Genomic DNA, 13,115 nt, shown 5'->3' on the forward strand with positions numbered 1-13,115 from the left:
AGCTAGATCAACAAGGTAGATAAATGCTAAAACATTGTTTATTAGGGCTACTTTTAACAGCCACGACATTTATGAGTTATGCACAAGAAGCAAAACCTGCAAATTCAACTGATGCAAACACCGCTTATATTATCGATAATTTATATACTTTTATGCGCTCTGGTGCGAGTAAGAATTATCGACTACTCGGCTCTGTAGATGCTGGAACAAAATTAACCTTGTTATCTGCTGAAGAAAACGGCTTTATAAAAATCAAAGATGATAAAGACCGTGAAGGTTGGATAGAAACTAAGTTTGTTACCAAAACGGCAGGCTTACACCAACAGTACAAAACACTAAGTAGCGAAATGAGCACTATGCAAGAAAACCTGCGCCAAGCTCAAATAGAACTTCCGCAGCTACAAGAGCAAAACCAAACTTTAACTGATCAAAACCTGCAGTTATCGGCCCAAATTACTAAGCTTAAAACAACGCTAGAACAAGAGCGCACTCAAAAAGAAGCAGCGAGTTCAAAAGAGAAACGCCAGCTACTTACTTACGGTGGTGCTATTGCGTTTCTAGGCCTATTTTTAGGTATTATATTAACGATAGTGTTGTCGCGTCGTAAGCGCTACGAAGGTTGGGCATAACCCTCCTTTCTATTGAATACAAAAAAGCCGCTTTATAGCGGCTTTTTATTCTCTGTATTTTCATGCAGTTCGAGTTTTGGTGCACTCATACCTTTGAGTAACCGACCAAATATATCAGCGCCGGTAATAATGCGCTTCACATCACTCCACACTAACACCACGTCGTGATCAATGGCCCCATCAAACGATTTATCTAAAGAATGACTAGCCCGTATTTTTAAAATAACTTCACTCAGGCGCATCGCTTCATCAGCAACAATAATAGGTCTATGACAATAATGATAAGGGTCGAACGACTCTGGTTCAAACAAGGCTGAACGTAAAAAGCCGTCAGCATCTACCACTAATAAAGGCCAACCGTCTTCATTGGTAATGATCACCCAGTTATAACCTGACTTATGTAGTTTTCGTAAAAACTCATTATCAGTCGTTAATGTAAGGTCTGGGAAAATAGGTAAATCAAGCTTAGTCGGCAAAGAAATAATAGAGTCTGGGTCAATTATCTCCCCTTCTTTGGTTACGCTTATTTCATCTAAACTAAAAAAGTTAAGTGCGCCAATTCCCTCAACGTGCTGAACATCAGCCTCTTCCGCTTCTATGTGTTTGCGAATAATACCTCTGAGCTCACTTTCAGCAAAATACGTAATCCCTTCTTTACCTAGCCATGCATCGAGAATTAAAGCCGTTGGCTTAGCAACTATATAAAACAGAATTTGATAAAACTTAATGAGTGGTGAAAGTAGGCTCGCCATTTTAAGTGCATTACGCGAAAAATAAGCTTGCGGCGTAATTTCACCAATAATAGTAATCGCGATAGTTGAGAATAAAAACGAACTGGCGCCCATTAATACAGAATCAGAAAGTAGCGTAAGCAGTACGTTTATACCTACGTTACCCCATAAAATAGTCGATAATAAAAAGTTAGAGTCGTTTCGAAGTGCCATCACTTTTATGGCAGCTTCGTTCCCTTTTGTGCTTTCCATTTCGAGCTGGAGTCTGCTTAGCGAAAAAAACGCTAAGTTTAAGCCCGAAAATATTGCCGATTGTGAAATACACAAAGCAATTGCACACCAAATCATGACTTCAAAGGTCATTGTATTTTCCTGTAAGTAATACCAATCCGCTTAATTAAGCGAATTGGTATAAGGCTTATAAAAGCAGTAAACTGCCTAAACCTAAAAAGGTAACAAACCCAACAATATCAGTAACAGTAGTTAAAATTACCGAGCCAGATAACGCAGGATCAATTTTCATTTTGTCTAAAATAGACGGAATAACAACACCTGCTAGTGACGCCGCGACTAAATTCAATAAAATGGCTACCGTTATTGTAATGCTGAGCATTAAATCGTTAAACCATAAGAATGTAAGCAGACCTATTACAAACGCCCATACCAAGCCATTTACAGCGCCAACACGTAGCTCTTTTTTAAGTAACGCATTGCGGTTTGAATCTGTAACCTGTCCAAGCGCTAAACCACGCACAATAACGGTTAATGTTTGACTACCTGCAATCCCCCCCATAGAAGCAACAACTGGCATTAATACAGCTAGTGCTACAACCTGCTCTATAGTTGCGCCAAATAAACCGATGAACCAAGACGCTAAAAAGGCAGTAGCTAAGTTAATACCTAACCATATACCACGGTTTTTAGCACTTTTTCGAACACTTGCGAACAGGTCTTCGTCTTCACGTAAACCACCCGCTTTAGCGGCTGCTTCATCAGCAATTTCTTGGCGTAATTCATACGCTGAGGCAATGGTTAATCGCCCGAGTAATTTATTGTCTGCGTTAACCACTGGCAGTGCCATTTTTTCACTGTGGATCACCACTTCTGCCGCTTCATATAAATCATCATCAGCATGGAGCGATGAAAAGTCATGATTTGCCAATGTCATTAAGTTATCGGTGTCGCTGGCTTTTATTAAATCATTTACCGCAACCTCACCTATTAAGCTGCCCTTACGGCTTACTAAATAAATAACCTCACTGTATTGCGGTAAACCTTTATGTAGCAATTTTTTAGCGCCACCGGCGGTTAGCTTCTCTGATACTTTTAAAAAGTCAAAACCTAACCAGTGACCTAATTGTTCTGGCGGGTATTGCTGCGCTAAATCATATTGTTTGGTTTGCGCTTCATCGAGTTGCCTTTTTGCATACTCAACAAATCGCTCTGGTATAACTTCTTCAAGTTCCAATAACTCTTCTACATTCACTTCATCAAGAAGCTTAAAAGCCTCAGTGTCTTCTAGTGTTTGCAGTAACCACAGACAACTGTCTTCACTTAAATTAACAAAAATTTCGTGTTGCGTGTCTTCGTCAAGTAATTGCCAAATTTCAAGTCGCTGTTCTTTTGGTATCGCCTCAAAAAGTAATGACAGGTGCTCTGTAGAAAGCGTCAACTGCGCATCTGCTAATAATTTATTTTTACGTTCTGTTGTATCGCATTGCAATAAATCATTTATGAGTTGTGGAAGCTGGTCTACCGGATACTCAATCATCTTAAAACCTTAAATTTAAAAGCGTACATTACTCACAGTTTACTTGAACAATAAAAAATTGCAGAAAAAACGTGAACTTATTAAGCATGCGCATGCTATTTTTGCGCATTGTATGGGCAAACTAAATGCAGTACTAATATTTATTTTAAAAAATTAAAAAAACAGTAAAAGGAATTGTTTTTAAGAGATTAAACGACAAGTAAGCAAACCAAAGGGATTACTTATAATAAAAAAAATCCCATATTAGCCAGGCTAATATGGGCAAAATCACACAATGAATTAGGTGTTTTTAAATTACGGTTTGTGCTTTAAATTAAAGTCTATCGGTAATATTTCGTACTAAATCAGAATCTACAAATTGAGTGATAAGTGCAGCGCCCCACGCATAGCCACGCTGTATTGGGTAACCTTTAAAAATCCAGCGTTTACGCACGTGATTAAAGCGCTCTAAATAGTCTTGCTTTTTTTGAGGCAGAGGTTGCTCGCCCAATTTATTCCACGCTTTATATACACCTGACATGTCAGATCCTCGCATAAAGCGTTGCAACCAGCGCGGAAAACGTGAAAAGCTAATAGTGGACTGAAAATCAATAAAATAAGGTTTACCGTCTGCGCCACATAAAATGTTACCCATATTACGCAAGTCTAAATGCACGATGCCTTTACGATGCATTTTCGCTACTTGACGCTCAAGCTCACTAAAAAAGCTTACTGGTAGCGTTTTGTTTTCATGAATTAAAACGCGCAGTGGCGTGCCTTCAATATAGTTATAAGCTACGGCTATCGGCGATAATCTACAAAAGCGGTTAGCGACGGCATCAAGCTCAGCTAAACGGCTCAATCCTTTATACTCTTGATTTACAGATAGTCGTGCAAATGTTTTGCGGATAAACCACGGGCTTTGGCTAAAGTCTTTAACAATTAAATCAAATTCATTATCTTTATATCGATACACAATCGCGTTAGCAAAACGCCCCTTATGGACAACACTTAAGTGATGTTGCATAAAAGTATGTTCTGGATATTGCTGCTGTAATTGTACTAACAAATTATTTTCAATCATAACAAACCTAACAAGATGATAACTTTGATTGCCTAGGCAACCATGTTATCAAAGTTAGATTCTACGCACAATCAGATCAACTAATTAGCACGCTAACTTTCTGTTGAAACAGTATCGCTATTTTATTGATAATCTATTTGTGTGGGGGAATTTCGGGTAATATATCTAGATTATTTATAGCTTTGAATAGTAAGTCGATTATTTGATTTTTTTCTGGCTCTGAAAAACCATTTAATGCTTGCGCATAGACTTCGTTCACTACAGGCATTATTTCTGGACAAAGAGCTTTACCCTTTTCACTTAAACACAAAATAGTTGAGCGCTTATCAAGCTCGCATTGCGTTTTAATAATGAGTCCTTTTTCTTCAAGTCGGTTTAGTAAACGGCTCATAGCACCACGATCATAAACCATATACTCGCAAAGTCCTGCAAGCGTATTAACCGACTCTCTCGCAAGTAGTACTACCACAATATATTGCGCTGAAGTTAAGTCCATAGGAAGTAACTTGGCATCAACATGAATGGCTAATCTCGAGCGTAAAAAAGACACTAGACGCCCCAAGTCTTGCTCTGGCGCTAACTCTTCGCGAGTACAACGTTTAATTGATGGCATGTTTTGCATGGTTATTCCACTGTATAGGTATATTTGCATGCTGATAGACCTTAACGCATACAAAAAATTCAATAATTTTTATAAAAACTAAGCAGCTAAAACTAAGCCACAAAAATAAAGCCGCAATCAGCGGCTTTATTTTATATAGTTTAAAATTTTGCTAAATTTTAAACTGACCAACAAGCTGGCCTAGGTTTTCACCACGCGCCGCTAAATGCTGACCAACAGTAGACGTGGTTTTACTTGAAATAGTTAACTCATTAACTATTTCTTGAATGGCAAATACATTACGATTTATTTCTTCTGTAACACTACTTTGCTCCAGGGCTGCCGTTGCAATTTGCGTACTCATGTCGTTAATTGATCTAACTGAGGTTGTTACCGCACCTAAACTTTCTGAAATAGCACGAGACGATTCAACCGAGCGATTACAACTACTTTGGCTTGCTTGCATTGCAGCTACGGCATCTGATACTAAATTATGTAACTCACTTAACATCTCACTAATCTCTAGTGTGCTAACTTGAGTACGACTTGCTAGGCTTCTTACTTCATCAGCAACAACAGCAAATCCTCGGCCTTGCTCACCTGCTCGTGCAGCTTCTATCGCAGCATTTAGTGCAAGTAAGTTTGTTTGCTCGGCAATTCCACCAATTACGCTTAGTACACTATTAATCTTTTTAGATTGATCACTGAGTGAATCAACTTGTTCAGCGGCTAGGTTTATCTCGCCCATTAGGTTGGACACCTCACTGAGTGAAATATCAACACACTCTTGAGCCTTAGCAACTTCTTGCGTTGCCGTTTGGGTTGATTCTGCCACTTGATTCGTATTTTGGGCCACCTCATGAGAAGTAGCTGACATTTCGGTAATTGCCGTCGCAACTAGGTCTGTTTCATGGTTGTGATTAAGTAGCTTGTCTTCAATTAATCGTGTTTGTGTATTTATATCACTAGAGGCTATTTTTACATCGTGTGTTACATCAACCACATTGGCAATTATACCGTGAAGCTTACTTACAAACATATTAAATGCTTCGCCAAGTTGGCCTATTTCATCGTTAGTATCAATATCTAAACGTTTGGTTAAATCGCCCTCACCCTTTGCAATGTCGTCAAGGCTTTGCGCCATGCGTTGTATTGGTTTTACCATTGTATTTGCAGCAACTAACGCACATATAATTGTTAACACAACCCAAAACAAAGCAATTAGCAACAAGGTCATTACCTTATCATTCATGTGCTCTTGCATTGCCGTTTGGTATTTAAGTAGTTCAGCGTCTATATCATCCATATATGCGCCAGTACCAATCATCCAGTTTGTTCCTGGGATCATTGCTGCGTAGCCCATCTTTTCAACTAAGCCTGTGGTATTTGGTTTTTGAAAATGATAGTTAAAAGCGCCGCCGCCATTTCGAGCCTGTTCTAGTAAACCCACTATGATTTTTTTACCGTTAGGGTCAGTCATTCCTATTTTATTTTGCCCTTCAATAGCATCACCTAATAATGCATGAAAAACACTAACGCCATTTGTGTCGTATATAAAAAAGTAACCGCCTTGACCAAACGTTAAGTCTCTTAAAGCGTTTTTAGCATCTTGCTCAGAGCCATTTGCTATTTGATAGCGCACAATTTTACTGGCAATTTCCACCTCGGTGCTTAGCAACGTTTGTTTGTCACTTATTAGTTTAGTTTGAAATGAATCAAAGTTTTGTTGCTGATTTTTATTCTCTAAATAATAAGAGCTCAGCATCAAGCTAATCAAAAGTAGCATTAAGGGCAATATAGCTAATAACAACAGTTTGTTTTTCAAGCTTAAATTACTCATTATTTCTCCGGGGTATATAAATGCATATATAGCGACAATAGCCAAAAATTAAATTACGGCTGTTTACATTGTTTTATTGGGTTTAAAAGCATAGTAAATAAAAAAATTGGTGGGAGTAAACTCATACCATGCTCAATTAGCTGATATTATAGTCACAAGGAAGGTATTTGGACACTAAAAACACTGAGACCTTCGTATTAATTAATATATAATTTGCCACTCTTTCATTAGAGATTTAAAGTTCTAGCAGCTGCATTGATCCAAACTTAATTTTATAGCGTACTAAGACGATTAGTCACCATCTATGTAATGAGTTAACGCATGACTCATGTTAGTATTGATTTTAGGTTCATATAAATAATGAACATATAGATATTAAACTTCCATTAACATATAATAACCCTATATTACTAATACCAAACAACTAGAAAAATCGGAACGCATCACTTTGAGTCACAGTTATAATCTAATAAAAATGAATTATTAATGAAATATATTTTATACCTTGCACTTTTAGTGTCTGCTCATGCATTTTCAGCTCCTGTAAATAATAGTATCGCTTTTTACTACTCAGCGCCGATGCCATTAGCCGAAATGACCTTTTATTCTCGAGTTGTAGTCCAGCCTGATCTTGTGACTGAGCACGAACTTAATTGGTTTAAACAGCGTAATATTGCTGTCTATGCTTATTTAAGTGTTGGTGAGTCGTTTATTGAAAGTAAGTCTTCACTCGCAGTTAACCCTAACTGGAATAGCCATATTGCCGATTTAGCATCAGCACATTGGCAACAACATATTAAAAGTAGCGCTGCGGCATTAAAAGCACGCGGCTTTAGCGGCTTATTTTTAGATACCCTAGATAGCTATCAGCTATTAGATGCTACACACAGTAAACCCGATCAACAAGCTGGGTTAGTCACCATAATAAGCTCACTATCTGAGACTTTTGATAAGCACCTTATCCTCAATCGGGGATTTGAGTTATTGCCTAAACTCGCTAATTTAGCAAGTGACTTAGTTGCTGAGGGTTTGTATAGCCACTTCAATCCAACCGACAATAGCTATAAAGTGACCAACAAAAACGACCAAGATTGGCTAAGCGCACAATTAAAAACAGCACAAAGTTTAGGCCTCAACGTCCAAGTTATTGATTATGCAAAGCCCGGTAATCGCCTTACTATGGCACAAAATATTATAGACGCAGGTTTCAATCCGTGGGTAACCGACGGTCACTTGCAAACGTGGGGCACATCATCAATTACGCCGATCCCTAGGCGCATTTTAATCCCTTATAACAGTAACGTAAAGCCACTCATATACACTACCGTACACTTAAAGCTTGCGACCATGATTGAGTATTTGGGGTACATACCTGATTACATAGATATGGCAAAACGCGACTTACCTTTGGTTGACCCTAGCTTACATGCCGGTATTATTTCGTGGACCTCAAGCGATGCATTTTACACCCCAACACTTACCAATTGGCTTGAAGCTAATTTAGGTGTTGTGCCAGAACTTATTTTAGGCGAGTTACCACAGTCTACTAAATTACTATTTAGCATGGGTATTGAGTCGTTAAACACACTACCTGAAGGTCCATATAAACAAGATAGCTTTGCACCTTGGCTCAAAGGAGAATCCACAACACCTCCCCCTATCGTTAAACCATATTTACTAAAATTAGCAACTAATGCGACTCCTTTAATTACAATAAAATCAGCTGATAACACGATAATTGTACAAGCGGCTAAAACTAAATATGGCGCAGTCGTGGTTGCTCCTTGGCTAATTGATACATTTCCGATGGAAGGCAGCAAATGGGTTATTGATCCACGTACACTACTAACTCAGGCTATGGAACTACCACCTATATTAGTGCCAGATACAACCACCGAAAGCGGCAGGCGAATGCTTACGCTGCATATAGATGGAGATGGATTTACAAGTGTTGCCCACTATGCGGGTAGGCCTTATTCAGCAGAAGTAATTCGAGATGAAATAATTAAACACTACAAACTACCGTTAACGTCCTCAGTGATCCAAGCTGACATTGAAGAAGGCGGTATTCACTCTAAACAAAGTGCCAAACTCGAAGACATTGCGCGTAGTATTTTTAAGCTGCCTTACGTAGAAGTTGCTTCACACACCTATAGCCACCCCTATTTTTGGACTGCTCTATCTGGGCGAAAAAAAATAGATGAAGACGACACTGATTACGGTTTTCATCTAGATGTACCTGGCTACAACACCATCAGCCTTAAAAAAGAAATTACAGATTCGATAAAATATATTGATGAAAAACTCACATCTAAAAATAAAAAAACAGTGATGATGTTATGGTCAGGCGATGCAACACCTGGTCCTAAAGCGCTTGAACTTGCTCGTGACGCAGGTGTGTTAAATGTCAACGGTGGCAACACTGATGTAAATTCCGATAACCCTAGCCTTACACATATATCACCTATTGGCCGCCCTGAAAGAGATTTGCTGTATCAAATTTATGCCCCCATATTAAATGAAAATGTTTACACTAACTTATGGCATGGCCCTTATTATGGCTTTAGACGCTTAACTGAAACTTTCGAAATTACAGAAAAGCCATATAGGTTAAAACCTTACACTATTTATTATCACTTTTATTCAGGTGAAGTTCTTGCGGGACTAGACGCTCTTAAACACAACATAGATTATGTTTTAGCAAGACCAAATACACCTGTGCATTTAAGCCATTATGCAAAAGTAGCAAAGGATTTTTACTTTTCTGCACTTGCAAAAAACAGTAATAATGAATGGTTATTTAGCTCAAAGTACATTCATACTTTGCGAATACCTACCGATTTTGATGTGCCAAACATAGCTCAAAGTGAAGGTGTATCTGGTGTAACTGAAAAAGGTGACTACATACATATTATAAATAACATAGCTCGCCTTAGCTTTGATCATAGCCAAAATAGTAAAAAACCTTATTTAGCATCTGCAAATGTGGTTGTTAATAGCTGGCAAGTTAACGGGCCTGTTAGCTTTAAAGCGTGGGTACCTGCTTCGCTTGATTTAATGAATGCACGCTCTTGTGAGTTTGTATCTGGTTTGGGTGAGCACTTTAAAGGTATTAACCGAGGTAAATTAACACATTTCAAAATACCTGCAGGTGATTTTTATGGTTACCTTAACTGCGACGGAGCCGCACTATAATGAATACTACAAAGCGCCCTCAGTTAATTTCAGTAAAAACAATATTAGCGATATTAGCCGTAAGTTGTTTTGCACTTTATGCATTATTTCCACATACCTTATTTTTTGAAGATGATGCACTTTCACAAGACTATACCTTTGAGAAGTCTTACCTTAATGCAGCGCTCAATACAGAGCCCGACAACGAAAAGCTACGCGCAAAATTAGTTGAGCTACATATAGGGCTTAGTGAGTATTCACAAGCTACTAACGAGCTTGAAAAGCTACCTAGAGGTGAGCGCAAAGCAACACTTGAAATAAAGCTGCTCTACTCATTATGGCTAGCAAGCGGTGCTAAAGTTGACGACCGCTTTGAAGAGTTGTCTTTAAAAATTGGTGCTCATAAAAACTGGAACGAACAAATATTAACTATTGCAAAAGCAGTTGGGTTAAATGCAAAAGTTGCTCAGTACTATCAAAAAAATAAACAGCCTCTCCTTGCAGCCGATTACTGGTTAAGCGCAGGCGAACCAGACAAAGCATTCGCTATTTATAAAACAAATATAAATGCTGATATTGCAGCTAAAGCGATTGAAACTGCACTTGGTGCAAATAACCCGATACAAGCTTATGCATGGTGGAAAACCTATGGCGACCAAGCTAATATTAAACGCACACTTTATTTGGCTAACTTAGCAGGCAATACAGAAGATGCGGCTCAAGCCATTGAAAGTTTATTAAAAGCTGAGCCAAATAACACAGAGTACTTAACACAAGCGATGCACCTGCGTTTAGCAAATGCAAATGCAAAAGGGGCAGAGCAATTACTCGCAAAGTTATTACTACAAAGCCCAGCTGACAAAGAGCTACATTTATTAAATTGGAAGATAAAGCGCTGGCAAAACAAGCCTAAAGAAGCACTTCGAGAGTTTAAATGGCTAATGTCTAACAAAGCTGTAACTCCTGCGATGCTTACCGATAGTATTAACGATGCCACCGCTTTATATTTATACCAAGACGCTAATGATATATACGAATATAAAGCCCAAAATAGAAATCTAAAAGGTAATGGCTTTGCTAATTGGATGCAAGCTAACGAATTTATTGGTAACACAAAGCAAGAATTAAATAATATTGAACGCTTTGAGCAAATAAATGGTAAAAGTGCATTATCACAATATTGGAAAGCAAAAGTACTTCACGATACTGGTAATTTAAAAGCATTAAGAGCTTTGTGGCCTACATATAAAGGGCCTAAAAATGAAGAAGATTTACTTTGGATTGCCCGCGCATTTTGGCTAGATGATGACTTTTCTACAGCTCTGCAAGTACTAAAAAACAAACATGAAAGTTCTGACGATGAGTTTTGGAGCGCCAATGTTGACATGGCAATGCGAGTTAAGGACAAAGCTCATGAGCTATATGCATTAGAGAAGTTACAAAAAATAAGTCCTTTGAGCGTAGGCGACATGCTGCACTACCAACAACTGCGCTTTGAAGGTCGGCCTCAGGAGCTTCTTGATTATTTATGGAAAAGTGAGTCGCAAACTGACCGTCAATTGATTCAAATTGCATTATTAAGCACACAAGTAAATGATGCTAAATCAGTTGCACGTATTCATGCTGAACTTGATAAGCAGCGCTACAATAAAGCTCTCTACCCTGCTTGGTTAATTCTTTCAAATTGGTATCAAAACCAAAGTGATTTAAATTCAGCTTATACAACTTTAAACCGCGCCGCTAAATTAAGTGAATATGACTCTGATGTTGTGCTGGCACAAGGTTGGTTAGCGCTGCAAATGCACGACACCGTGATGATTAGCCGCATTTTAGCTCGCTATTCTCAAAGCGACCCTTCCTATGCGTGGACCCAGCTATTAGCAAGCTTATCTATTCACGAAAAGTCATATAACAGTGCTTACTTTTATTTGCGTAAATTAGCCATTGCAGATCCAAGCGATTTAACAACACTGGTTAACTTAGCCGATGTAATGAAGCAACTTGGTTATTATGCAAATGCTGCTGAACTTAATCACTATTTACTGCAACACTTACCTAAAGATAAATATGCATACAGAGGCTTAATGTTCCGCTGGGCGGGCGCGATGGCTGTTCCTCATTTAATGCAATTAAACACAATGGAAGAACTTGCCCCCGACACTATTGGTGAGCCCCAAACAAACTGGTGGTTAGCGCGCAGAGCTGCACAAAAATTAGAGCCATGGCAAAAACTACAACTTTATATGACCAACGGCGAATTTAATAAAGCGAAACAACTATTAGCAGAAGGCTCACTAAGCAAATTAGATGAACTAAACGCCCTACTCTATCTAAAGCAGCCATACGCAACAATGCAGCGTTGGTATGAAGAACTGACTGGTGAGCTTGACGAATCACAATTGAGCTTACTTAGAAATGCACGTGCATCCTACTTTAGGGCGCTTGAAATTAACCTATCGCCAGAGGCTGGTTTAAACAGTAGCCAGTACGATGTAAACGTTTATTTTCCATATGCTAATGGGCAATGGAAATTAAGTTTAAGTAATCAGCAAAATCTTGATAACAACGGATTACTGTTTGCGATAGAAGATAAAATGACATTTGGTCGTTGGTATTTTGATGCAAAAATAGATTCTCACCAAGGCAGCTTAGTTAGCCGCCAAGGTCTTAGCTTAGACTCTCGTTATCAATGGGATTCGCGTACACAGATAGGTTTAAAGCTTGAATATAATGTTGAAAACCGCCAATCAGAAGCGCTACTTAGTTATGCTCAACTAGATAAAGCCACGGCCTATGTTAACTACAACATTGATGGTAGACAAAACGTACAACTATCAACAGCAGCGATGTCTTTTTCTCGAAGAGACGATGGCAGCTCACTCATTAATGGCCAAGAATATAATGCACGTTACCAGTACAGCATTTTAAAAGATCGCCCAATTTGGAACGCTTATTTTAGTGCACAATGGCAAGACTTTGAACGTGTAAATGCATTAATAAATACAGACACAAGACCTCTAAGAGTTGACCTTCAACCATTTAGGCGCTTTGCACTAGGCACCTCATTTGCCTCAACGGGTTCGTTAGAGCCGCCTTATTTAGGCGCAAACCCTTCATGGCTATTCGATATAAGTACTGGCTATCAAACACTTAACGATACAGTAGATGTATCTGTTTCGAGTGGCGCAGGTTGGTCTGTACTAGGCGATGATTTATTTAAATTACAGCTGGGTTACCAAAGTAGTAATAAAGTGGGTAACTCAGATACACAATTACAATTAGGTTATTACGTACATTTTTAATGTT

At 38.6% G+C, this 13,115-nt stretch carries 8 protein-coding genes; 3 read left to right on the top strand and 5 right to left on the bottom strand.

The window, feature by feature from the left end:
- Positions 1-23: 23 nt before the first annotated feature.
- Complete coding sequence (locus WNY79_RS16980; protein ID WP_197183971.1) at positions 24-629, top strand: TIGR04211 family SH3 domain-containing protein; 606 nt, start codon at positions 24-26, stop codon at positions 627-629.
- Positions 630-661: 32 nt separating this feature from the next.
- On the opposite strand, the gene WNY79_RS16985 is transcribed toward WNY79_RS16980, so the two are convergent.
- From WNY79_RS16985 to WNY79_RS17005, 5 genes are all read right to left on the bottom strand, one after another.
- Positions 662-1,723 (bottom strand): CNNM domain-containing protein, encoded by a 1,062-nt coding sequence (locus WNY79_RS16985; RefSeq protein ID WP_076925166.1) that lies wholly within the window; start codon positions 1,721-1,723, stop codon positions 662-664.
- Positions 1,724-1,778: 55 nt separating this feature from the next.
- On the bottom strand, positions 1,779-3,131 hold the full coding sequence (locus tag WNY79_RS16990; protein WP_170071999.1) for a magnesium transporter: 1,353 nt from the start codon (positions 3,129-3,131) through the stop codon (positions 1,779-1,781).
- Between the two features lie 313 nt (positions 3,132-3,444).
- A complete protein-coding gene (locus tag WNY79_RS16995) occupies positions 3,445-4,194 on the bottom strand; it encodes a serine/threonine protein kinase (protein WP_170071998.1) in 750 nt (249 codons plus the stop codon).
- A 133-nt stretch (positions 4,195-4,327) separates the two neighbouring features.
- Complete coding sequence (locus WNY79_RS17000; RefSeq protein WP_231616762.1) at positions 4,328-4,846, bottom strand: MarR family transcriptional regulator; 519 nt, start codon at positions 4,844-4,846, stop codon at positions 4,328-4,330.
- A 121-nt stretch (positions 4,847-4,967) separates the two neighbouring features.
- Positions 4,968-6,635: a methyl-accepting chemotaxis protein gene (locus WNY79_RS17005; protein ID WP_342876453.1), complete on the bottom strand. Its 1,668-nt coding sequence runs from the start codon at positions 6,633-6,635 to the stop codon at positions 4,968-4,970.
- Positions 6,636-7,121: 486 nt separating this feature from the next.
- Here WNY79_RS17005 and WNY79_RS17010 point away from each other — a divergent pair, with 486 nt between their 5' ends.
- Together WNY79_RS17010 and WNY79_RS17015 are read left to right on the top strand one after the other, a co-directional pair.
- Positions 7,122-9,830 (top strand): endo alpha-1,4 polygalactosaminidase, encoded by a 2,709-nt coding sequence (locus WNY79_RS17010; protein WP_342876454.1) that lies wholly within the window; start codon positions 7,122-7,124, stop codon positions 9,828-9,830.
- The gene (locus WNY79_RS17015; protein ID WP_342876455.1) at positions 9,830-13,111 is read left to right on the top strand and encodes a tetratricopeptide repeat protein; all 3,282 of its coding nucleotides are present in this window, start codon (positions 9,830-9,832) and stop codon (positions 13,109-13,111) included. The genes WNY79_RS17010 and WNY79_RS17015 overlap by 1 nt, the downstream gene beginning before the upstream one ends.
- Positions 13,112-13,115 lie beyond the last annotated feature (4 nt).

This window comes from Pseudoalteromonas sp. AS84, from assembly GCF_038900255.1.
In the GTDB taxonomy this organism is placed as follows: Bacteria; Pseudomonadota; Gammaproteobacteria; order Enterobacterales; family Alteromonadaceae; genus Pseudoalteromonas.